Source organism: Aequoribacter fuscus (assembly GCF_009910365.1).
GTDB lineage: Bacteria > Pseudomonadota > Gammaproteobacteria > Pseudomonadales > Halieaceae > Aequoribacter > Aequoribacter fuscus.
The window spans coordinates 157,490-181,476 of the sequence record NZ_CP036423.1 but is presented as its reverse complement, the minus strand read 5'-3'; the positions used below and the strand labels follow the sequence as shown (position 1 = coordinate 181,476).

The 23,987-nt window shown below is 52.5% G+C and carries 17 protein-coding genes, 2 tRNA genes and 3 rRNA genes; 7 read left to right on the top strand and 15 right to left on the bottom strand.

Annotation, left to right across the window (positions count from 1 at the left end):
* Positions 1–36 precede the first annotated feature (36 nt).
* Positions 37–906 (top strand): SDR family NAD(P)-dependent oxidoreductase, encoded by an 870-nt coding sequence (locus EYZ66_RS00855; RefSeq protein WP_009575110.1) that lies wholly within the window; start codon positions 37–39, stop codon positions 904–906.
* A gap of 86 nt (positions 907–992) precedes the next feature.
* Here EYZ66_RS00855 and EYZ66_RS00850 read toward each other — a convergent pair whose 3' ends face one another.
* The 13 genes from EYZ66_RS00850 to tyrS form a co-directional block, all read right to left on the bottom strand.
* The gene (locus tag EYZ66_RS00850) at positions 993–1,502 is read right to left on the bottom strand and encodes a nuclear transport factor 2 family protein (RefSeq protein WP_009575109.1); all 510 of its coding nucleotides are present in this window, start codon (positions 1,500–1,502) and stop codon (positions 993–995) included.
* A gap of 93 nt (positions 1,503–1,595) precedes the next feature.
* Positions 1,596–3,023: an NAD-dependent succinate-semialdehyde dehydrogenase gene (locus EYZ66_RS00845; protein WP_009575108.1), complete on the bottom strand. Its 1,428-nt coding sequence runs from the start codon at positions 3,021–3,023 to the stop codon at positions 1,596–1,598.
* A gap of 105 nt (positions 3,024–3,128) precedes the next feature.
* Complete coding sequence (locus EYZ66_RS00840) at positions 3,129–4,649, bottom strand: DUF5666 domain-containing protein (protein ID WP_040816200.1); 1,521 nt, start codon at positions 4,647–4,649, stop codon at positions 3,129–3,131.
* Complete coding sequence (locus tag EYZ66_RS00835; RefSeq protein ID WP_009575106.1) at positions 4,646–5,449, bottom strand: DUF6502 family protein; 804 nt, start codon at positions 5,447–5,449, stop codon at positions 4,646–4,648. Before EYZ66_RS00835 ends, EYZ66_RS00840 begins: the two co-directional genes overlap by 4 nt.
* A gap of 348 nt (positions 5,450–5,797) precedes the next feature.
* The gene (tnpC, locus tag EYZ66_RS00830) at positions 5,798–7,372 is read right to left on the bottom strand and encodes an IS66 family transposase (RefSeq protein WP_160195550.1); all 1,575 of its coding nucleotides are present in this window, start codon (positions 7,370–7,372) and stop codon (positions 5,798–5,800) included.
* 89 nt (positions 7,373–7,461) lie between these two features.
* A complete protein-coding gene (gene tnpB / locus EYZ66_RS00825; protein WP_009576859.1) occupies positions 7,462–7,797 on the bottom strand; it encodes an IS66 family insertion sequence element accessory protein TnpB in 336 nt (111 codons plus the stop codon).
* Positions 7,794–8,174 (bottom strand): transposase, encoded by a 381-nt coding sequence (locus EYZ66_RS00820; protein ID WP_160195549.1) that lies wholly within the window; start codon positions 8,172–8,174, stop codon positions 7,794–7,796. Before EYZ66_RS00820 ends, tnpB begins: the two co-directional genes overlap by 4 nt.
* Before the next feature lie 200 nt (positions 8,175–8,374).
* A 5S ribosomal RNA gene (gene rrf, locus EYZ66_RS00815) occupies positions 8,375–8,490 on the bottom strand.
* 114 nt (positions 8,491–8,604) lie between these two features.
* Positions 8,605–11,503: ribosomal RNA gene (locus EYZ66_RS00810) — 23S ribosomal RNA — on the bottom strand.
* Between the two features lie 339 nt (positions 11,504–11,842).
* Positions 11,843–11,918, bottom strand: a tRNA-Ala gene (locus EYZ66_RS00805).
* 114 nt (positions 11,919–12,032) lie between these two features.
* Positions 12,033–12,109: transfer RNA gene (locus EYZ66_RS00800), tRNA-Ile, on the bottom strand.
* 72 nt (positions 12,110–12,181) lie between these two features.
* Positions 12,182–13,715 (bottom strand): 16S ribosomal RNA (locus EYZ66_RS00795).
* The 16S, 23S and 5S rRNA genes sit together here with 2 tRNA genes alongside, the layout of an rRNA operon.
* A gap of 305 nt (positions 13,716–14,020) precedes the next feature.
* Positions 14,021–15,322 carry a tyrosine--tRNA ligase gene (gene tyrS / locus EYZ66_RS00790; protein WP_009577165.1) on the bottom strand — a complete coding sequence of 434 codons (1,302 nt, stop codon included), beginning with the start codon at positions 15,320–15,322 and terminating at the stop codon, positions 14,021–14,023.
* Positions 15,323–15,458: 136 nt separating this feature from the next.
* Here tyrS and EYZ66_RS00785 point away from each other — a divergent pair, with 136 nt between their 5' ends.
* Together EYZ66_RS00785 and EYZ66_RS00780 are read left to right on the top strand one after the other, a co-directional pair.
* Positions 15,459–16,853, top strand: a complete 1,395-nt coding sequence (locus tag EYZ66_RS00785) for a peptidoglycan DD-metalloendopeptidase family protein (RefSeq protein ID WP_009577164.1) — start codon at positions 15,459–15,461, stop codon at positions 16,851–16,853.
* Positions 16,831–17,961: an anhydro-N-acetylmuramic acid kinase gene (locus EYZ66_RS00780; protein ID WP_009577163.1), complete on the top strand. Its 1,131-nt coding sequence runs from the start codon at positions 16,831–16,833 to the stop codon at positions 17,959–17,961. The genes EYZ66_RS00785 and EYZ66_RS00780 overlap by 23 nt, the downstream gene beginning before the upstream one ends.
* A 17-nt stretch (positions 17,962–17,978) precedes the next feature.
* Here EYZ66_RS00780 and erpA read toward each other — a convergent pair whose 3' ends face one another.
* Together erpA and argC are read right to left on the bottom strand one after the other, a co-directional pair.
* Positions 17,979–18,326 (bottom strand): iron-sulfur cluster insertion protein ErpA, encoded by a 348-nt coding sequence (gene erpA, locus EYZ66_RS00775; RefSeq protein ID WP_009577162.1) that lies wholly within the window; start codon positions 18,324–18,326, stop codon positions 17,979–17,981.
* Positions 18,327–18,402: 76 nt separating this feature from the next.
* Positions 18,403–19,440, bottom strand: coding sequence for an N-acetyl-gamma-glutamyl-phosphate reductase (gene argC, locus EYZ66_RS00770; protein WP_160195548.1), 1,038 nt, complete (start codon positions 19,438–19,440; stop codon positions 18,403–18,405).
* An 81-nt stretch (positions 19,441–19,521) separates the two neighbouring features.
* On the opposite strand from argC, the gene EYZ66_RS00765 reads away from it, so the two are divergent.
* The 4 genes from EYZ66_RS00765 to hemB are packed head-to-tail and all read left to right on the top strand — an operon-like array spanning position 19,522 to position 23,987.
* Positions 19,522–21,237, top strand: coding sequence for a chloride channel protein (locus EYZ66_RS00765; protein WP_009575061.1), 1,716 nt, complete (start codon positions 19,522–19,524; stop codon positions 21,235–21,237).
* 5 nt (positions 21,238–21,242) lie between these two features.
* Positions 21,243–21,665: a CopD family protein gene (locus EYZ66_RS00760; protein WP_009575062.1), complete on the top strand. Its 423-nt coding sequence runs from the start codon at positions 21,243–21,245 to the stop codon at positions 21,663–21,665.
* A 16-nt stretch (positions 21,666–21,681) separates the two neighbouring features.
* A complete protein-coding gene (gene hemL, locus EYZ66_RS00755) occupies positions 21,682–22,980 on the top strand; it encodes a glutamate-1-semialdehyde 2,1-aminomutase (protein ID WP_009575063.1) in 1,299 nt (432 codons plus the stop codon).
* Positions 22,977–23,987, top strand: a complete 1,011-nt coding sequence (gene hemB, locus EYZ66_RS00750) for a porphobilinogen synthase (protein ID WP_009575064.1) — start codon at positions 22,977–22,979, stop codon at positions 23,985–23,987. Before hemL ends, hemB begins: the two co-directional genes overlap by 4 nt.

Here is a 23,987-nt window from a genome sequence, read left to right as displayed (position 1 = left end):
CGCTCGCTATGCTGTCAGAAAGCATGGAGTAGCGTTATGACAAATCGTGTAGCACTTGTAACGGGCGCCAGCCGCGGCGCCGGCGCTGGAATCGCCAAAGGCCTGGGTGAATTAGGCTATACCGTCTACGTGACTGGCCGCACCATCACACCCGGAGACGCCAAAGGCTGGGACGGATCGGTACTTCCCGGAACAGTTGCGGAAACCGCCGCCGAGGTTACTGCGCGCGGGGGTAAGGGAATTGCAGTCGTTTGCGATCATTCCGACGACGCACAAGTGGCAGCGCTTTTTGAGCAAATCCAGCGTGAACAAGGCCGTTTGGATATGCTGGTGAACAACGCAACCTATATCCACCATCAGCTCATCGAGAAGAAGCCCTTTTGGGAGAAAGAGCTCGACGCCGTTAATATTCTGGATGTCGGCCTACGATCAGCCTATGTCGCGAGCTGGCATGCTGCACAAATCATGGTGCCACAAGGCTCTGGACTCATCGGGTTCGTATCCTCATTTGGCGCCGACTGCTACATGCATGGACCAGCCTACGGCGCGCAGAAGGCAGGGATCGATAAATTTGCCCACGACATGGAGCACGATCTACGAGGTACTGGCGTCGTATCGGTATCGCTCTGGCTGGGTCCGCAAATTACCGAACGCTCCGAAATCGCGCGTCAAACCAATCCCGAGCAATATGAGGAATTCATCGCCTATGCAGAGAACCCAGAGTTTTCAGCACATATCTTCGATGCCATTGACCGCGCTAGCAATCGTGACGAATTGTCAGGTCAGACACTGATTGGTGCTGAAATCGCATTAGAATTGGGCATTAAAGATCGCGGCGTGGACCGACCATCGCACCGTGAAATGCTCGGTAACCCGCGGCCTAAAAATCCTGCTGCCGTCTACTGATTGAGTTTACTTGGGCGCTTTGGTCGTTATGCCAAAGCACCCTCGAGCGCAGGTGTTTCTTGCAATGGAATTCGCCAGACACCACCCTACATGACATCCGCAAGCGTGCGCGCCGCCACATCCACACGCAGTGAACCGGGCTCGTAATTACACACCATGACCGTGCGATACTCGGTTCGAGATTTGGCGATACGCCAGCCGGCGTCGGTTTTAACATAATCGTCGTGATACAAGGCGCTCAGCATCGTCAGCGTATGATCTTGAGTATTGATATTGCGATAGTTCAGTGACCAGACGCCTTGTGCAGTTTTTTCATCAAGGATCTCGATCTCGGGGTTAGCGCCATGGTGCATGTCAAGCACATAGTCGTGACATCCGCGTGGTACAAACACATCGTCAACAAAGGTGTCGCGATTGTCGCAGTACCCGAAGTAGTCCATGTCGACAATGGCGCCTTGGGCGACAAAGCACTCTCGCACAGCTTCTGGTTCTTGCTTGTCACACGCGTTCAGGTACCTCGCCTTTAAAGCTTTGATTTCCTCGATGGCCTCAATACGCTCAACGCGCGCCAGCAACTCTTTCATTGTTTGATCCATGACCTTCCCCTCGTAATCGAACGTTTCGATGCTACACAAGTTTACAGGGAAGGTCTTGCGACCTAGAACTGCCGATTTACTACAAATGAGTGCCTAGGTCAGGCCGCCGACGAGGCAATATTTGATTTCTAAGTACTCGTCAATACCGTACTTAGAACCTTCACGCCCAAGACCCGAATGTTTTACGCCGCCAAAAGGCGCCACCTCGGTTGAGATGATACCCTCATTAACGCCTACCATGCCGTATTCTAGGGCTTGCATAACACGCCAACTTCGACCCAAATTTTGGGTGTAGAAATAAGCGGCTAAGCCGTATTCAGTCGCGTTGGCGATGGCAATGGCTTCTTCTTCGGTGTTAAATCGCACAACAGTCGCAACGGGTCCGAAGATCTCGTTACTGAAGATCGCCATCTCAGGGGTCACTTCGGTCAATACTGTGGGCGCATAAAAGGCACCATCGCCATCAACGCGATGGCCGCCAGCCGCAATTTTGGCGCCTTTTTCGCAGGCGTCTGTCATCAGCTTCTCAACTTTATCGAGAGCCGCTTGGTTAATCAGAGGCCCGACCGTCACGCCTTCTTCAGCGCCGTTACCCACCTTCATGGCGCTAACCCGCTCGGTGAGCTTAGCGACAAAGTCATCGTACACCGAATCTTGAACTAAGAATCGGTTGACACAGACACAGGTTTGGCCTGCATTACGATACTTCGAGACCATAGCGCCATCGACCGCGGCATTAATATCAGCATCATCAAAAACAATAAAAGGGGCATTGCCGCCAAGCTCAAAGCTCAGCTTCTTCATGGTATCAGCCGACTGACGCATCAAGATTTTGCCAACGGCTGTCGAGCCCGTAAAAGAGAGCTTTCGAATGGTATCGGACGCGCATAGAATGCCGCCCACATGCGCAGGCTGAGTCGTTGTGATCACCCTAAACAGAGGCGCGGGAATGCCTGCCCGTTGCGCCAAAGTCTCTAATGCCAATGCGGTTAGCGGCGTCGCTTCAGCAGGCTTTAGGACCATGGAACACCCAGCAGCCAGTGCCGGGCCAGCTTTGCGTGTGATCATAGCGAGGGGGAAATTCCAGGGCGTGATCGCAGCAGCCGTTCCAATGGGCTGCTTCAGTACTAAGATCTGCTTACCTTCTGCGTGCGCAGGGATGACATCGCCGTAAACGCGCTTAGCCTCTTCAGCGAACCACTCTAAAAACGACGCACCGTAGGCGACTTCGCCTCGCGCTTCGGCCAGTGGTTTACCGCATTCTGCCGTAATCAGTTGCGCAAGCTTTTCTTGATTCGCGAGAATGAGATCGTTCCACGCTTTAAGTTTTGCCGCACGGGATTTGGCGGTTAGTGATGCCCAGGCTACGCGTGCAAGGTCAGCTTCGGCGATGATAGCGTTAACTTCGCTATCACTCATGTCGCGCAAGGTCGCGAGCACATTTCCAGTCGCGGGATTGGTTACTACGAGGCCTTGTTCGGTAAAAGCATCGGCGTTAACCAAATCGGTCCAGGTTGTCATAGTCGGCTCCAAATTTAAAAATGGCCCCGAGTGTACACCCTATCCCGATTTGGCTAAATGCCTTTAACCCTGACGCCGGCGCTTTGTGTCCCGAACCAGCAAAACTTAGTCGTCTTCGACATCAAAAGAAACCTTGTCGGCAATGCCGTCAGCGGGTCTTTCGTCTTTGATACGCACCATATCGCCAGTGTTGAGCTGAGCGAAAAAGCTCGCAGCATCGACATCGCGGTCGCTCTTATCTTTGAACTCAGCGCCTTGGACGTTGTAAGTCAAACCAAGAAGGGTGATCTCAATATTTGGGTTGCTACTATCAACTGGAGCCTTCACAACTTCATCGTCGGCATCGTCACGATCGAGCTCGGTGGCGAGCAGTTGACCTCCGTTCAGGTAGGCCTCTACTTCCACAAAATCACCGGCGGACAAGTCAGCTAGGCCAAAGTTGCGCAGGTCACTGACATCGTCGTCGAAACGTGTTCGGCTGTCGACTAACACCTGCACCGTACCTGTTGCTAAGCGCAAGGTGACGATAGATTGGTCGAGATCGACAGAGTCGACGCTCGCTTCTAACTTTAAGTCACCCTCACGAGCCTCTATTTCGGTAGCAATTAAAATATCGCCATCCCACGTACCCTCGACTTCCAAGAGGACGCCATTGGCGATAGTCAAGGCGCTCGGTTTTTTAACTGCATTGGACGCATCAATTGGGACTCCCGCGATTTCGAAGCTCGAATCATCCACATAATTGGTGACTGCGCCTTGCAAACTGAAATCGTCGTCGGCTTCCAAGCTGTCCGAGAACGATCGCTCTTCCTCTACCTCAGTCGCTATCAGTTGATCGCCGGAGAGCGTACCTTTTACCTCGACGTACATTCCCTCCAATAGGGTGCTATCGGCTACCTCTGTCAGATCAGCTCCGGTGTAGTCAACCGTGTACGTGCGTAATTGAAATGTCGTATCGGTCAAGGCCGAGATTGTCCCCTCGATTTCGACTTCTGTTTCACCTTCAACATACACCTCTTGTCGCTTTTCTAAGTGCGTAGCGCGCAAATCCGTCAAGCCTTCGGGAAAACCGCTAATCTCGACAAAATCGCCGACCGCCAGGGTGTCAAACGTAGTATTTTCGAAAGTCGTTGCAATACGGTCTACCGTCACATTTACGCCCAAGATCGTGATGGTCATCACATCACCCTGCGCGTCTAACGCGATCGCTTGTACTGGACCTTTAAGCTCGTTATCAAAAATAACAACCGTCGCCTCGCCCGTCACGCCGTCAGCATTAATGGTGCCCTCTACCGACACCACCATACCAACCGAGAGATCCAGTTCATTTGCGGGTTGTCCATCGACGAATATCGCCGCGTTGTCTGTATTAAACTCGATGCCATTAACGAAAATACTACCAAAACCATCAATCGTACCGTACGCGATCGGAGCACCGCTGCCACTGATACCTAGGTCAGTACCACCATCGGTACCTCCGGTCGTGCCACCTCCCGTCGCGGGATCTGTTCCACCACTTGTGCCAGTCGGCGCGGGTGCAGCTGCACCGCCACCACCGCCGCCTCCACCACACGAGGCGAGTAAGGCGACCAATACCGCCGTGCCCAAACATCTCGATAACATCATTTTTCTGCCTCATCTTGATTTTGCGTGTAATAAATACCCACGGCGACATAACTACCGTCAGGATCACCCTCTTCAACTTCGTGCTTCGACAACCAGTAATCGTAGTATTCAAGCAACTCCATAGACTTGCGATTGGACAGCGCCCTGAATTCAGGTACCGCATCGCGATGCAGTAAGTGGCTGGATACTTTGCGCTGAAACCAGCGGTTGTCGTTTGAGTTTTCTAGGTTGTGCTCAATCGTGCCCATCAATTCAGCCGTGTCGGTTCCAAAGAGCATCAGCCGCTCATGCGAAGTTTCGAGAGGCAAATATTCTTTTTTCTGCAAGCACAGCCGGCCGTTTATCTGAATAACGTTTTCGCTGTGGAGTAGGGTGGCCAACATTGCTGCGGGAGTCATGTCGCCACTGAAGCGACGCACCAACTCAGCGAAACTATTTTCACCTTCTGTAGCCAGCGCGTTAGGGGCACCCTCACTTGAAAAGTCTTCATGATTGCACCATGCACTTAAGGTTCTGACCACGCGATTGCGACTCAGGGTTTCTTCCGCAATGCCCTTAAAATCGGTCTCTAAGATGCGTTTGACTTCTTTGCGGCTTAAGCCGGTTAATACCGCCAAGGACGATACTGTCGGCTTCGTATCGCGATCCCTCAGTAACTCCTCGGCCTCTGATACAAAGATGTGTCGCACCTGCTGTTCCAGGGTGCGATGAGAAACGCCGTGTTTTAGCAACAGGCGCACGAGCGGCCGCAATATCAGGCTGCTCATTTGCTGGATTTTTAAAATCAATGAATCACTCATATTTGGGAATATATTCCCAAATATGAGTGATTGCAAGAATTTATTGACTTCCTTGGTCCCTAACGTAAAAAACCCCCAGTCTTACGACTACCCAAGGGCACACGTTCAGGTTTTTATTTAGAAGCCTGGCGCCAAGCTTCGCTTGCCCGGCCGCTCGCGTGGTATCGCTCGGGCGTTCGCAGGCTCGCCGCACGCGCTTTTCAATGCCACTAAGATGATTCAGCGCTGCCATCCATGGCCAAGCACCACAATTCTTGATAAGCCCCAGCCCGCACATCCATGTGCGGTCGTTCGCCCCTACCAAAGCGATGCTTTGGTTTACCTGCGGTAAGCGTCCGGTAAACCCACCTAGACGCGTGATCTCCAGTTGTGAGGCAACAAGCCCTCAAGATCCGATTGCTTAGCTGTCGGTAAACGCTCCAGCACCTCTTTCAAATACCGCTGCGGATCAAGCCCGTTGATCTTCGCTGATTGAATCAAAGTCATGATGTTGGCCGCCCGCTGACCACTGCGTAAGGATCCTGCGAACAACCAGTTCTTGCGCCCAAGTGCCCACGGCCTGATTTGGTTCTCAATCCAATTGTTGTCAATCGGGATTGCACCATCATCCAAGTAACGTTTTAGCGCAAGCCAACGCTTGAGAGTGTAATCAATGGCTCTGGCGCTTCGACCACTGTCGGGCAGACCTTCGCGTTCACGGATTAACCAATCATGCAGCCGTTCCAGAATAGGTTTCGCCTGTGTTTGTCTCAATGCGTAGCGTTCATCAGGGCTTAAGTCAGCCGCTTCACGCTCAATGGTGTACAGGGAGCCGATAAGCCCCATCGCCTTGTCCGCAATGGGACTGGCATGATTCACCTGCAGCTCATGGAACTTACGCCTTGCGTGTGCCCAACATGCGACCTCGGTCATACCCAGACCAAAGCCCGCTTTATAGCCGGTATAGTCATCACACACCAAGTAACCCTGCCATCCCTCTAAGAACAAGCGAGAGGATTCTCCCGCCCGACTGGGCTGGAAGTCGTACACAACAGCTTGGGTTGAACACCAACTTGGCGTGGCATAGGCCCACACATACGCCTTTTTGGCTTTTTTGCTACCAGGCTCTAGCATATTCACCGGTGTTTCATCGGCATGCAGGATAGGTTGCGCTAACAGTGAGGCGCGCAGCGCCTCAACTAACGGGGCAATCTCATAACCACAGCGGCCGACCCATTCCGACAGCGTTGTGCGCGGTAAGTCCACACCGGCACGTTGGTATATCTGCTGTTGTCGATACAAGGGTTGATGATCGGCGTACTTCGAGACTAATACGTGTGCGAGTAAATTGGTGGTTGGAATTCCTTTATCAATCACATGCGCATCAACAGGCTTTTGCACTACTGTTTCGCACTGACGGCACGCCCACTTGCTGCGCACATGCTGCTCTACCGAGAACTGCCCTGGCTCGTAGTCTAGCTTCTCGCTGATATCGTCGCCCATGTGAACCATTTGGCACCCGCAGCGGCATTCGGTCGACTCAGGATCGTGTCGCACGATCTTGCGAGGTAAGTGCGCAGGTAATGCTTGGCGTTTGGCGACTTGCTTTGTTCTGGGCTGCTGACCAAGATCGCGGGTGTTTTGCTCAAGCTCGAGCTCGATGGTACAGACGTCTTCGTTGACAGCTTCATCGAGTAAACGTAACTGTGTGCTACCGGTTTGCTCGCTACTGCGGTCGAACTTGTGGCGTTTAAGAATGGCGAGTTCGTGCGTGAGCTGTTCATTGCGCAAACTCAAATGGGCAATCGTATTGTCGCGCTTAACAATCTCGTTTTGGTATCGCTCCTCATCGTTTTGCTTACGGTTGAGCTCATCAAGCAATCGCGACGAGAGGTCGCGTAGCTGCGATTCGTTTAAGCTCTTGAGGTCAATATCCATACTCATAAGGATACTGTGCCAGCTTACGGATCGGTGTTCTATCGAGAATACGGCGACTTAGTTCTCTGGTAATTCAGCCGATAATTTGCTCTGATTCACACCCGATCAAAGGCGTGTATTTTACTGGCGTATTGCCAGGGTAATCCCACCATTAAAGACGCCAGCTGCTCTTGATCAAGCGCTATCGCAGCACCTTCGCGTAAGCGAGACCAGACGAATTTGCCTTGGTGCAACCGACGGGCCGCCAGCCAAACGCCGAAGGCGTCAATGATGAGTACCTTGACACGATTACCTCGTTTGTTGGCGAATACATAAGCGGTGTGCGGCGTTGCTTTACCGAACTGCTTAATGACGCGAGCGAGTGCCGTATCGGGTCCTGCTCTCATGTCCATGGGTTCGCGTGACAGCCAAACCTCGTTGACCTCGATCATGACAGGAGTTGCCGGATCCAGACCACTGAGCTTTGAATCTCCTCCAGCGGCCAGTCTATGTTTAGGCAATGCTCCTTAATTTGCAGGTTCAATCGCACGGTACGTTTAGATGACGCAGCTTGCGTGGAAACTGTTGTGTCCATTGATGCTGGCACAGAAGTCACAGGTGGCGGCAGACGTACAAATTCTGAGGGCTTGTTCTGTCGCGCTAGGTGGCGCCATTTATGCACTAGGTTGTGATTTAGCCCGTACTTCATGGCGACCGCTGCGACAGACTGATCGCCCGCTTCGCACTCACGTAAGACCTTCTGCTTAAACTCTGGCGCGTAGCGCCGGCGTTCCTTAGCACGCTTAGCGCGTATGACTTTGTATTCCATAATAGGTGCCCACTTAATAATAGGTGGGCACCTACGTTACCTTAATTCGAACCTATGGCTAGGTGGGTTGGCCGGACGCTTACTACCTGCGGCAATCGGTGCTCACCCAACTCTCTCATGGGGGACCCCATGTGAGCCGATTTCCGCGGGCTGTAAATAAAAAAACCCCCAGTCTTACGACTGAGGGTTTTTATTTAGAAGCCTGGCGATGACCTACTCTCACATGGGGAAACCCCACACTACCATCGGCGATGCATCGTTTCACTACTGAGTTCGGAATGGGGTCAGGTGGTACCAATGCTCTATGGTCGCCAGGCAAACTGGTTGGTGTCTTGCGACACCGAATTCGATAGTCAACTGAGTCTGATTAAATCGTTTATTTCTGTGACTCGCCACAAACATCCACAGTCTTTTTAATAACTTAGATTATATGGTCAAGCCTCACGGGCAATTAGTACTGGTTAGCTCAACGCTTTACAACGCTTCCACACCCAGCCTATCAACGTAGTAGTCTTCTACGGCCCTTTAGGACCCTCAAGGGGTCAGGGAGAACTTATCTTGGGAGGGGCTTCCCGCTTAGATGCTTTCAGCGGTTATCCTGTCCGAACATAGCTACCGGGCAATGCCACTGGCGTGACAACCCGAACACCAGAGGTTCGTCCACTCCGGTCCTCTCGTACTAGGAGCAGCTTCCCTCAATTCTCCAACGCCCACGGCAGATAGGGACCGAACTGTCTCACGACGTTCTAAACCCAGCTCGCGTACCACTTTAAATGGCGAACAGCCATACCCTTGGGACCGGCTTCAGCCCCAGGATGTGATGAGCCGACATCGAGGTGCCAAACACCGCCGTCGATGTGAACTCTTGGGCGGTATCAGCCTGTTATCCCCGGAGTACCTTTTATCCGTTGAGCGATGGCCCTTCCATTCAGAACCACCGGATCACTAAGACCTACTTTCGTACCTGCTCGTCTTGTCAGACTCGCAGTCAAGCGCGCTTGTGCCTTTACACTAACCTCATGATTTCCGACCATGATTAGCGCACCTTCGTGCTCCTCCGTTACTCTTTGGGAGGAGACCGCCCCAGTCAAACTACCCACCACACACTGTCCTCAATCCCGATAAGGGACCTAAGTTAGAACCTCAACATTACCAGGCTGGTATTTCAAGGTCGGCTCCACGCAAACTGGCGTCTGCGCTTCAAAGCCTCCCAGCTATCCTACACAAGTAAGGTCAAAGTCCAGTGTGAAGCTATAGTAAAGGTTCACGGGGTCTTTCCGTCTAGCCGCGGGTACACTGCATCTTAACAGCGATTTCAATTTCACTGAGTCTCGGGTGGAGACAGTGTGGCCATCGTTACGCCATTCGTGCAGGTCGGAACTTACCCGACAAGGAATTTCGCTACCTTAGGACCGTTATAGTTACGGCCGCCGTTTACCGGGGCTTCGATCAAGAGCTTCTCCGAAGATAACCCCATCAATTAACCTTCCGGCACCGGGCAGGCGTCACACCCTATACGTCCACTTTCGTGTTTGCAGAGTGCTATGTTTTTAATAAACAGTCGCAGCCACCTGGTCACTTCGGCCAGCCCAGGCTCAGAGAGCAAGTCTCATCACCCGAACCGGCGTACCTTCTCCCGAAGTTACGGTACCATTTTGCCTAGTTCCTTCACCCGAGTTCTCTCAAGCGCCTTGGTATTCTCAACCTGATCACCTGTGTCGGTTTACAGTACGGTTCCTTACTATCTGAAGCTTAGAAGATTTTCTTGGAAGCATGGCATCAATCACTTCAGCTCATATTGAGCCTCGTCATCAGCTCTCGGCCTTAAGATCCCGGATTTACCTAAGATCTCAGCCTACCACCTTAAACAGGGACAACCAACGCCCTGATGACCTAGCCTTCTCCGTCCCTCCATCGCAATAGCAAGAAGTACGGGAATATTAACCCGTTTCCCATCGACTACGGCTTTCGCCCTCGCCTTAGGGGCCGACTCACCCTACGCCGATTAGCGTTGCGTAGGAAACCTTGATCTTCCGGCGGGAGGGTTTTTCACCCTCCTTGTCGTTACTCATGTCAGCATTCGCACTTCTGATACCTCCAGCAGACTTCTCAATCCACCTTCAACGGCTTACAGAACGCTCCTCTACCATGCGTGCAAGCACGCATCCGCAGCTTCGGTTACCAATTTAGCCCCGTTACATCTTCCGCGCAGGCCGACTCGACTAGTGAGCTATTACGCTTTCTTTAAAGGATGGCTGCTTCTAAGCCAACCTCCTAGCTGTCTAAGCCTTCCCACATCGTTTCCCACTTAACTGGTATTAGGGACCTTAGCTGGCGGTCTGGGTTGTTTCCCTCTCGACGACGGACGTTAGCACCCGCCGTCTGTCTGCCGTGATTGTACTCCTGGGTATTCGGAGTTTGCATGGGGTTGGTAAGTCGGGATGACCCCCTAGCCCAAACAGTGCTCTACCCCCCAGGGTAAGACACGACGCACTACCTAAATAGTTTTCGAGGAGAACCAGCTATCTCCGGGCTTGATTAGCCTTTCACTCCGATCCACAGCTCATCCCCGCATTTTTCAACATACGTGGGTTCGGTCCTCCAGTGCCTGTTACGGCACCTTCAACCTGGCCATGGATAGATCGCCCGGTTTCGGGTCTACTGCCAGAAACTATACGCCCTATTAAGACTCGGTTTCCCTACGCCTCCCCTATTCGGTTAAGCTCGCTACTGACAGTAAGTCGCTGACCCATTATACAAAAGGTACGCAGTCACACCACGAAGGTGCTCCCACTGCTTGTACGCATACGGTTTCAGGTTCTATTTCACTCCCCTCTCCGGGGTTCTTTTCGCCTTTCCCTCACGGTACTGGTTCACTATCGGTCAGTCAGGAGTATTTAGCCTTGGAGGATGGTCCCCCCATCTTCAGTCAAGATAACACGTGTCCCGACCTACTTGTCGCAAGCTTAGTACCACACTCGTGTTTTCGCGTACGGGGCTATCACCCTCTATCGCCGGACTTTCCAGACCGTTCCGCTAACACAAATAATATCACTTGCAGGCTGATCCCCGTTCGCTCGCCGCTACTAGGGGAATCTCAATTGATTTCTTTTCCTCTGGGTACTTAGATGTTTCAGTTCCCCAGGTTCGCCTCCTCACACCTATGTATTCAGTGTGGGATACCCAGCTTACACTGGGTGGGTTTTCCCATTCGGACACCTCCGGATCAAAGTCTGTTTGCCGACTCCCCGAAGCTTTACGCAGGCTACAACGTCCTTCATCGCCTCTGACTGCCAAGGCATCCACCGTATGCGCTTAGTCGCTTGACCATATAACCTAAATTATCAATCAAAAGACTTTTCCCTAACCCCCTTAGCAAAGTTAGGTACTTAATACAAATACACAGCAAGATTAACTGTGTATTCGCCGGATGTCTGTGACGCTTGAGTCACAGTAATTTGTACAACTCGTTTCGAATACGCCGAATTGATTAAGCGTATTCTGAACTTTTTAATCTCGAACCGTGCAATACAACCCTAAGGTCATACACATCAGTTCTAGACTCAGCTTTCTATCTTGTTAAAGAACATTCCGGTTGTAAAAACCAGAAACCAACACACAATCTATGTGCTCGTTTCTAACTTCATACCGTGAACAATGACACATCGTGGTGGAGCTACGCGGGATCGAACCGCGGACCTCTTGAATGCAAATCAAGCGCTCTCCCAGCTGAGCTATAGCCCCGTATTCTTGCAGCCATGCCCTGCCATATACACCAATCGTTTGATAGACGAGGCGTCAGCCGACGACGCATAGCCTGCTATGCGAGGAGCCTGACAACGACGTATAGCAAAGGATTGGTAGGCCTGGGCAGATTTGAACTGCCGACCTCACCCTTATCAGGGGTGCGCTCTAACCAACTGAGCTACAGGCCTGCAGCCAAAGCTGTTGTGTCATCGTGTGATGAAGACAAAAATGTGAACACTCATTGAGTAATAGCTTTCGTTTAAGGAGGTGATCCAGCCCCAGGTTCCCCTAGGGCTACCTTGTTACGACTTCACCCCAGTCATGAATCACTCCGTGGTGATCGTCCCCCCGAAGGTTAGACTAACCACTTCTGGAGCAACCCACTCCCATGGTGTGACGGGCGGTGTGTACAAGGCCCGGGAACGTATTCACCGCGACATTCTGATTCGCGATTACTAGCGATTCCGACTTCATGAAGTCGAGTTGCAGACTTCAATCCGGACTACGAAAAGTTTTATGGGATTGGCTCCACGTCGCCGCTTCGCAACCCTTTGTACTTCCCATTGTAGCACGTGTGTAGCCCAGGTCGTAAGGGCCATGATGACTTGACGTCGTCCCCACCTTCCTCCGGTTTGTCACCGGCAGTCTCCTTAGAGTTCCCACCATTACGTGCTGGCAACTAAGGACAGGGGTTGCGCTCGTTACGGGACTTAACCCAACATTTCACAACACGAGCTGACGACAGCCATGCAGCACCTGTCTCTGAGTTCCCGAAGGCACCAAAGCATCTCTGCTAAGTTCTCAGGATGTCAAGACCTGGTAAGGTTCTTCGCGTTGCATCGAATTAAACCACATGCTCCACCGCTTGTGCGGGCCCCCGTCAATTCATTTGAGTTTTAACCTTGCGGCCGTACTCCCCAGGCGGTCTACTTATTGCGTTAGCTGCGCCACTAAAGAATCAAGTTCCCCAACGGCTAGTAGACATCGTTTACGGCGTGGACTACCAGGGTATCTAATCCTGTTTGCTACCCACGCTTTCGCACCTCAGCGTCAGTGTCGAGCCAGGAGGCCGCCTTCGCCACCGGTATTCCTCCATATATCTACGCATTTCACCGCTACACATGGAATTCTACCTCCCTCTCTCGCACTCAAGTCGGCCAGTATCGGGTGCAGTTCCCAGGTTGAGCCCGGGGCTTTCACATCCGACTTAACAAACCGCCTACGCGCGCTTTACGCCCAGTAATTCCGATTAACGCTCGCACCCTCCGTATTACCGCGGCTGCTGGCACGGAGTTAGCCGGTGCTTCTTCTAAAGGTAACGTCAAAAGTCAAAGCTATTAACTTTAACTCCTTCCTCCCAATTGAAAGTGCTTTACAACCCTAAGGCCTTCTTCACACACGCGGCATGGCTGCGTCAGGCTTTCGCCCATTGCGCAATATTCCCCACTGCTGCCTCCCGTAGGAGTCTGGGCCGTGTCTCAGTCCCAGTGTGGCTGATCATCCTCTCAGACCAGCTATAGATCGTCGCCTTGGTGAGCCTTTACCCCACCAACTAGCTAATCTAACGCAGGCTCTTCCAATAGCGCGAGGTCCGAAGATCCCCCGCTTTCCCCCTCAGGGCGTATGCGGTATTAGCTTAAGTTTCCCTAAGTTGTCCCCCACTACTGGGTAGATTCCTACGCGTTACTCACCCGTCCGCCGCTGTACTCAGTCCGAAAACCTTTCTCGCTCGACTTGCATGTGTTAGGCCTGCCGCCAGCGTTCAATCTGAGCCATGATCAAACTCTTCAGTTCAATCTTTATCCTCTGCGTTAGCAAGAGGGCACGTTTTCGCTTTAACCAGCGCTAACGTACAAATCTCGGCTCAGATACAATTCGAAATCAAAAATTACTATGAATTAATGGTTCACTTGTATCTGATATATGTTAGCCATACACCTCAACAAGTGCCCACATTTCTGTCTTCATCTGTCTGTTAAATAACCTAAAACCGCTAGGGCTTCAGCTTTTCAGTAAGGCAGTTCCCTTACCGAGGACGCGCATTATACGTAACATCCAAAACCACGCAAGCGCTTTTTTGCGTTTTTTGTAAAAAACTTTCAGCCACCCGAAATTACGAATAAGTGATGCTTCTTCTTGCCCACTTTTACAAGGTAAAACTTGCCTGCTAACGCACGATCAGCTGGGAACCAGGCCTCAGGGTTCGCATTAACATCCACACCCAAAGCTGCACCATTGACGGTCACGGCAGATCGACTCAAAGCATCCTTGGCCTGCTTGCCCGAAGCTACCGCTTCAACATCGCTAAGTAACTGTGTCAATGTCGCAGGCAACTCACCACGCGTTATGTTGGTAGTGGGCAATCCATCCTGCGCCAGTTGCGCCAAGTCGTCAGCATTTAAATCTGAGAGACTGCCGCTAAACAGCGCCTCAGTGATTCGCAGCGCAGCACCTAGGCCATCTTGCCCATGCACCAAGCGGGTGACTTCCTCTGCCAATACCGCCTGAGCCTGAGGCCGCCCCTGCGCTGTTTTGTCTTCCTCTTCGATACGAGCAATTTGCTCTACCGGTAGGAAGGTGAAGTAACGCAAAAACTTGTAGACATCCGCGTCAGCGGTCCCCAACCAAAACTGGTAAAACGCATAAGGTGATGTTTTGCTGGCGTCGAGCCAAATTGTGCCCGATTCGGTTTTGCCAAATTTCGTGCCATCGGCTTTGGTAATAAGCGGCATGGTCAACCCAAAAACTTGGGCCCCGTGCAATCGTCGAGCTAGATCAATGCCGCCTGTAATATTACCCCACTGATCAGAGCCACCAATTTGCAGGCCACACTCGTACCGCTGGTAAAGTTCGGCAAAATCCAAAGATTGAAGAATACTGTACGAGAACTCGGTAAAGCTGATACCGCTGCCTTCCCGCTCAATACGCTGCTTTACCGATTCTTTTTGAATCATCGAGTTCACAGAAAAATGCTTGCCGATATCCCGCAGAAAGGTCAGAACATCCAGACCCTGCGTCCAATCCAGATTATTAGCGACCATGGCGGAGCTTGCGGTGTCATCGAAGGCGATAAAGCGACTGACCTGTGCTTTAAGCTTATCGACCCACCCTGCAACAACATCGGGCGTGTTCAGCTGCCGCTCGGTGGCTTTAAAGCTGGGGTCGCCGATCAAACCAGTGGCACCGCCCACCAAAGCGATCGGTCTGTGTCCAGCTTCCTGAAAACGACGCAACATCAATAAGGGCACCAGCGAGCCAATGTGCAAACTGTCGGCGGTTGGGTCAAAGCCACAATATAAGGTACGAGGCTTTTCATTAAGCCAATCGACAAATCGTTCTTCACCGGCGATCTGGAAGACCAGTCCGCGCGCCTTAAGATCCTCTAATAATGCATTCGACATGCCCGCTCCGCATTGCCTGTTACTCTGACGCGCGCACGATACATCAGCCTCAGCATATTGCAAGCCTTGCGCAAACGTTCCATTTACTAAGCCAAGTCCTTTATACTCGCACCCTTGTGATGAAAACAGCGTAAATATGACGTCATTATTTAAAAAAGCCATTCGCGCCGGACGCGAGCCTTTGCAAAGCGCGACCCAGATGCCGAGAAAGCATTTAGCAGCGATTGGCTTTGTGTTGCTTTTTTTGGCCGTTGTTGCACCGTTCACTCCATCAGGCGATGTCTCGGCCAACCGAGATGCGGAGCTGCCCTTACCGCAGCCAACCGAGTTAGCGAGCGACGCATTGCCCGCAGCAACAGAGGCACTCACCGATAATGTGGACGAGCAAGAGCCTGAAGTCGCACAACCCCCCAGCGAGATCACTTGGGCTTTTTATCAAGTGCGTCCAGGCGATAGCCTGTCGAAACTGATGACGCGCGCGGGGTTCAGTGAACGCGACGCCTATATCGCAGGAAAAACACCTGAGGGATCGCTGACACAATTATTTCCCGGACAAACGTTGGGCTTTGCCACTAAGCCGTCGGGTGAGCTCACCGAAATTCAGCATAAGTTATCAGCGCTGGAAGCCATGGTGTACCACCATGAGGACGGCAAATTTCGCGTAGAACGGCAAATACGGGAGCCCGAAGTACGCATCGTTGAAAAAAGCGGCGAGATCACCAGCTCCTTATTCTTGGCCGGTCAAGCAGCCGGATTAAGCGACAACCTTATTATGGAGCTCGCCAACTTGTTCGGCGGCGTCATCGACTTTGTACTGGACCCACGAGAGGGCGATACCTTGCATGTGGTTTACGAGACATTGTACTTAGATGACCAATACTTCAGCGATGGCAACATCATTGCCGCCGCGTTCACTAACAAAGGCGAGACCTTCACCGCTTACCGGTATACCGACGCAAGCGGACGCCTTGGCTATTTCAACGAGCGCGGCGAGAGCATGCGCAAAGCGTTCTTAATGGCGCCGCTGGATTTCACGCGCATTAGCTCCAACTTCAACCCTCGCCGCGTACACCCAGTATACAAAACCTCCCGGCCTCACCGGGGCACAGACTACGCAGCACCCAAAGGAACCCCAGTATTTGCAGCCGGCGATGGCCGCGTTATCGAGTCCGATTACAACCGCGCTAACGGCAATTACGTGTTTATTCAACACGGCGAAAAGTACGTCACCAAATATTTGCACCTCAATAAGCGCCACGTAAAAAAGAATCAGCGCGTCAGTCAAAGTCAGATCATCGGCACCGTAGGCTCTACGGGCACTGCAACAGGGCCGCACCTGCACTACGAGTTTCTGGTGAATGGCGTGCACCAAAACCCGCGAACTATTCATAAAAAGCTCCCTAAAGCGAAAAGCTTAGCGGCGACGGAAATGCCTCGATTTAAAGCGCAAACGCAGATACAGCAAGAGGCTTTAGCGCGCTTGATCAGCGAACAGCAGGCAACTCAACTTGCCAAACTCAACACCCCGTAAAAGCGGCTTATTTATCGGCTTGATGTCGGGCACAAGTGTCGACGGCATCGACGCCGCCCTAGTTCGCATAGACGACGAATCGATCCAACTTGCGCATACGTACACCCATAATTTGCCTGAACAGTTGACGGCTGAGTTGCATCGACTCAGCCTCAGCGAGACATTCTGCGTCGATAGAATAGGTCAGCTGCATCGAATTCTCGGAGACCTTTTTGCCGAGGCAAGCCTCTGCCTGATGCAGCAATGCGGTGCAAGCATGACCGAGGTAGTGGCAATAGGAAGCCACGGTCAAACCATTAGACACCGACCCGACGCTGTAGGCTCAGCACCGGCGTTTACGTGGCAAATTGGCGATGCTCACACTATCGCCCAAAAAACGGGGGTCACCACCGTAGCAGACTTTCGAGGTCGCGACCTTGCCGCCGGCGGTCAAGCGGCGCCTCTAGCACCCTTATTCCACCGCGCATTATTGGGCGAAACCCAGTCAGGCGTAGTGCTCAATATCGGGGGGCTGGCAAATGCGACCATTTTGAACAAAGGCCAAATCGACCACGGCTTTGATACCGGCCCCGGCAACACCTTGATCGACACATGGTGCCGAGAGCATTTGGATCGCCCCTTCGACACAGATGGCGAATGGGCCAGAACTGGCAACATCCAGCCCGCCTTATTGTCCCATTGGCTGGGCGATGCTTACTTCGCCAAAGCGCCGCCGAAAAGCACGGGGCGCGAGTACTTCAACCACGACTGGCTCGTCGCTAACTCGGCGTCGTTGAGTCGTTATCAACCGGCAGATATCGCGGCAACGTTAACGGAACTGACCGCTGTTAGCTGTGCCCAAGGTATCATCCAGAACGCAAGCGCGCCCGCTAAAATATATGTCTGCGGAGGCGGCGCCCATAACGCGTTTTTGATGGAGCGCATCCAGGTGCATAGCGGGGTTTATCAGGTCACCACAACCCAAGAGTTGGGCATCAATCCCGATTGGATTGAGGCAGCCGCCTTTGCATGGCTGGCCTACGCCAGAATGAATGATCAGCGCTTTGACTTACACAGCACTACGGGGAGTGAAGGTCAGGTTCCGCTGGGCGTGGTCTACCCAGCGTAAATCCTGAGCCTAAAGATTTATAAACTGAAGGACGCGCCGCAACCGCAGGTGGTCACTGCATTAGGATTGTGGATAACAAATTTAGAGCCTTCCAGCCCCTCGGTGTAATCGAGCTCAGACCCGACCAAGTACTGGTAGCTCATCGAATCGACGATCACTTTGTCGTTAGCAAACAAACTGTCGTCGTCAGCAACCTCTTCCTCAAAGGCGAAACCGTACTGAAAACCAGAGCATCCGCCACCCGTTATATAAACACGCAGCTTAAGCGCCGGATTGCCTTCCTCTGAGATCAGCTCATTGATCTTGCTGATCGCACTCGGGGCAACACGAATGGTTTGGGGATCAAATGTTTCAGCGACACTCATTCGAAAAACTCACAACAACTCAAGCGACATTGTGATAAAACCAAGTAAACAGGTCAACTATTATTCAAGGTCAGCCTTAAGGAATCAGTGCAATTCCTTGTAGGCCCGTCTCCTCTGGGAAGCCGCACATAATATTCATGCACTGGACGGCCTGGCCCGAGGCACCCTTAACCAAGTTGTCGATGACTGACATAACAACAACGGTATCGCGACCTACGGGACGCTCGATCGACAGTCGACACACATTGCTACCACGGACGCTCCGTGTTTGCGGATACTGGCCTGCAGCGAGCACGTCGACAAAAGGCTCATTGGCATAGCGCGCCTCGAATAAGGCTTGAATATCGCCAACATCGCCAGTCAACTTAGCGTACAAGGTGGAGTGGATGCCCCGTATAGTTGGCAACAAGTGGGGCACGAAGGTTAAGCTGACGTCACTACCCGCCTCAACTTTCAGTTCTTGCTCGATTTCAGGCAAATGACGATGCCCAGCCACGCCGTAAGCTTTAAAACTATCGCTAATTTCGGTGAGTAAGTTATCTACTTTAGCCTGACGACCCGCGCCACTCGCACCGCTAGCCGAGTTCGCAATCAGGTTGGAACTATCGATCACACCGGCCTCTAACAGAGGTAAAAAGCCCAGCTGAATCGAGGTGGGGTAACAGCCAGCACAAGCTACCAAACGCGCAGTCTTGATCGCGTTGCGGTTGCGCTCAGGCAAACCGTACACGGCCTCGGCCAGTAGCTCGGGTGCGGCATGGGGTTCGCCATACCACCGCGACCATTCCTCAGCGTCACGCAGTCGAAAATCGGCAGACAAGTCCACCACTTTCTGACCATTGGCCAATAGCTCGGGAACCGTTTGCATTGCAACGTTGTGCGGCGTTGCGAAGAACACAACATCGCAGTCGCTCAGCGCTGAGTCAGAAGGGTCAGTGAACTTAAGATCACAAAACCCTCGAAGGTTGGTGTAAAGATCATCTACTCGGCGGCCGTTCTCAGCTCGTGATGTAAGTGCAATAACGTCTACCTCGGGGTGGGGTAGCAGCAAACGAAGCAGTTCCACACCGGTATAACCTGTACCGCCTACAATACCTACTTTGACCTTAGCCATAACACTCCCCCACCAAAAACGCATAGTATAGAGCCTTCGATCAGAATGATAAGGTGTAGTTTTGCAATTTTCCGAGCACGCATGCGCAAAATAACGCGATTAAGATTCCGTCGCTTCCGCGATCATTTGTCCAGCTACGATGCGATAGCCGCCTACAGCCTGTTGGGCCTGATGAGCGGCACACTCTCTGCTTTTGCAGTGCTTGGATTTTTTTGGGGCATTCAAGCACTGGGCTCACTATTAGGCAGCAGTGCCAATGCCGAGGGCTTCGAAGCTTTGTCGATACCCCACCGTGTGGGGCTCGCCACCGGCGGTGCCTTGGCGATCGCCTTCATACTGCATGCTTTGAAAGAACCCAGTCGTAGCACCGGTATTCGCCACGTAATACACCACCTAAACAGTCACTATGGTCAATTGCCATTACGCAATGCCCTGACTCAAACTATCGTTGGCATTATCGGGCTGGCAAGCGGTCAGTCGGGTGGGCGCGAAGGGCCGGGAGTGCATATCGGCGCCACCGTCTCCAGCGCACTTGGACAGCGCTTCAGGCTCCCCAACAACAGCTTGCGCATACTCGTTGCTTGCGGCACGGCAGCGAGTATATCCGCCGCCTTTAACACGCCGCTTGCCGGTGTCATTTTTGCGATGGAAGTCATACTTGCCGAGTATACCGTGGTCGGCTTCATACCAGTACTGGTTGCGGCCGCAACCGCTTCCGTCATTACGCAATGGTTTGGCAACACCGAAGCCATTTTTGCCGCTCCTCAGGCCCATCTTCAATCCCTGGCAGAGCTGCCTCTTATTGTGTTGCTGGGCATTGCCTGTGGCGCCGCCGCTGCCTGCATTACAGCAAGCGTCAAGCGGCTAGAACCCGTCTTACAGTGGCCAATATGGCTGCGATTTGGACTCGCAGGTCTCACAACCGGGTGCATTGCCGCTTTCATCCCGGAGGTCATGGGTATGGGTACAGATACCGTGGCGATTTTATTGAGCGGCCAAGTAACGCTTATCTTCCTGGTGCTTCTTGCGCTGGCAAAGATCGCCACCACGAGTCTGACCGCAGGCGTAGGCATGCCCGTGGGCACCATCGGTCCCAGTCTATTCATAGGCGCCACGATAGGCGCATTGGTGGGCGACCTTGGCGCGCTGGCAATACCCGAAATGAGCAGTGAACACAGCCTCTATGCGGTTGTTGGCATGGCGACCACGATGGGCGTCATGATTAATGCGCCCTTAGCGGGCATATTGGCTGCCGTTGAACTGACGCGCAATTTACAAACCACCATGCCTGCATTAATCTGCATGGTCGCAGGGACAATCGTATTTACCAGCGTACTGCGGCAACGCTCTATCTACCAAATCTTAGAAACCGTGGATGAGTCCTCTCAACGCAATCCCCTTCTTCGCTTACTACACAGCACTCACGTTAGCGCTTGCTGGAGTACGCAATTCACGGCCTTAGAAGCCGACCAACCGGCAACCCAAGAAGAGTTTGCGATGATCGAGGCTCCATGGTGTATCATTACACGCCATGGCGAACCATCGTACATCGTCAAAACGCAAGATCTACTGCAAAAAGTCATCGAGCGCGAGGACCTTTCAGTCAGCGACCTAGACGTGAGGCGTTTTAGTTACGTCACACTTGACGATACTGCGTCGGTAAAGCGCGTTAAAGATGTACTTAGCAACAACAACGCCGAAATTGCTTTGATCCAAGATCAAACGGGCCAGGTAATTGCCGGCGTCTGGTCTAACGATATCGAAAAACTGATCAACCGCGCCGCGCGCAACGGGTAACCACCATGCTATGGCTGAAAGCTTTTCACATTATTTTTATGGTTTGCTGGTTCGCTGGCTTATTCTACTTACCGCGTATCTTTGTCTACCACGCGTCCTCAGAGCACGCTGAGACGCGCGCGCAATTGGCTATTATGGCGCGCAAACTGTATCGATTTGTCACGCCGTTTCTATTTTTAACCGCAGGCTTTGGCATTGCTCTGCTGCATCTGAATTGGGACTACTATCAAACTCAAATCTGGTGGTGGGCTAAATTTGCCGGTGTTGCTTTTTTGTGGGTCTATCACTATCAATGTGGTCGCTACCTGAAAATTATCTTGGAAGATGCCGATTGGCATACGCACGTGTTTTATCGATTTTTTAATGAAATCCCCGTGTTGTTTTTGTTTGCAATCGTTATCCTTGTCGTTTTAAAACCCACTCTTTAATCGGGCCCGAATCAACATGACTCAATCAGAAACTCTTTTCCAACGCGCCGGCATCCACATTCCCGGTGGTGTCAACTCACCTGTGCGCGCCTTCAAGGCAGTGGGCGGCACCCCAGTGTTTATCGACAAGGCCGACGGCCCATACCTGTATGATGTTGATGGCAAGCGTTACATCGATTACGTACTCTCGTGGGGGCCAATGATTATGGGCCACAATCACCCACGTGTGCGTGATGCTGTTGTCCAGCGAGCACAATTCGGCTTGAGCTACGGCGCACCTACTGAACTTGAAATTCAGCTAGCCGAACGCATTTGCGCGGCACTGCCTAACATGGAAATGGTACGAATGGTGAACTCTGGCACCGAGGCAACGATGAGCGCCCTGCGCGTTGCTCGCGGTTATACCGGTCGCGATGCCATCGTAAAGTTTGAGGGCTGCTATCACGGTCACTCGGACTCGCTGCTCGTTAAAGCAGGCTCTGGCGCGCTGACCTTTGGCGTACCCAGCTCACCTGGTGTTCCTGCCTCAATCGCGGAGCATACCATCACGCTAACGTATAACGACCCCGACGGGCTGCGCGAGTGCTTTGCTCAGCGCGGCGAAGAAATCGCCTGTGTCATCGTCGAGCCTGTATGCGGCAATATGAGCTGCATACTGCCCACCCCCGAATTCCGCCAAGCGTTGCGCGAGGTCTGCGATCAATCAGGCGCTGTACTTATTCTTGACGAAGTCATGACCGGCTTCCGCTTCGGCACCGCGGGCGCCCAAGGTTATTACGGTATTGAAGCCGACCTGACAGCATTGGGCAAAATCATTGGCGGCGGCATGCCCGTAGGCGCGTTTGGCGGCAAGAAACACATCATGGAGCATGTCTCTCCTTTGGGCCCCGTCTACCAAGCCGGCACCTTAAGCGGCAACCCTATTGCCATGGCTTCGGGACTAGCAACGCTTGATATTATTTCGGCTGACGGATTCTACGAACCGCTGTTCGCACACACCGAGGCTTTGTGCCAGGGCATTCAAGCCGAAGCAGACAAAGCAGGCATACCGTTCACCACCAACTATGCGGGCACCATGTTCGGGTTATTCTTTACCGAAGAAGAAAAGGTCCAGAATTACCAGCAGGTCATGGCTTGCGATACCGACCGCTTCAAGCGTTTCTTCCACAGTATGCTGGATCAAGGCGTATACCTAGCCCCAGCTTCTTACGAGGCGGGTTTTATGTCGAGTGCGCATACCGATGAGCATATCGAATTAACGATCGAAGCAGCCGGCAAAGCGATGGTAAAAATCGCACAAGAGGATGGCTTATGAGTTTTACAGCCAACCGGGGCGCTTTTCCGCTCACCCGAATGCGTCGACTGCGAAGATCGGCGAACCGCCGTGGCTTAGTCAGCGAATCACAGCTCAGCGTTAAGGATTTAATCTATCCCGTCTTTATTTTGGAAGGGCAGGAACAGCGCGAAAGCGTCGCATCCATGCCGGGTATCGAGCGCCTGAGCGTCGATGAACTGATTAAAGACGCCGCTGAATGGGTAGCGCTTGGCATCCCCTGTCTCGCCTTGTTTCCTGTCGTTCCCGGGAAGAAAAAATCGTTACTCGCCGAAGAAGCCTATTCCGACGAAGGCCTAGTACCCACAGCTGTCCGTGCGTTAAAGGCTGCTTATCCCGACCTTTTGATTATGACCGATGTGGCATTAGACCCATATACCACGCATGGGCAAGACGGCATCATCGACGACGATGGCTACGTGTTAAACGACGTCACGACCGAGGTGTTGGTAAAACAGGCTCTGTGCCAGGCACAAGCCGGCGTTGATATCGTCGCGCCATCAGACATGATGGACGGGCGCATCGGTGCTATCCGCGAAGCCCTGGAGTTAGACGGCCATATCAATACGCTTATCATGGCCTACTCGGCCAAATATGCGAGCGCTTACTACGGTCCTTTCCGGGACGCTGTAGGCTCGGCGGGTAATTTAGGGAAAGGCGACAAAGCCACCTATCAGATGGACCCAGCCAATTCTGACGAGGCGCTGCATGAATGCGCGCTCGACTTGCAAGAAGGTGCCGACATGATCATGGTGAAACCCGGTATGCCCTATCTCGATATCGTTCAACGAGTCAAAAGCGAACTGCTCGCACCCACTTTTGCTTATCAAGTGAGCGGAGAATACGCCATGCACTGCGCCGCCTTCCAGAACGGTTGGCTCGATCATGACAAAGTTGTGCTAGAGTCCTTATTAGCGTTTAAACGTGCAGGGTGTGATGGCATTCTCACCTACTTTGCCCCTGCAGCGGCGCGCCTCTTAAAGGGCTAA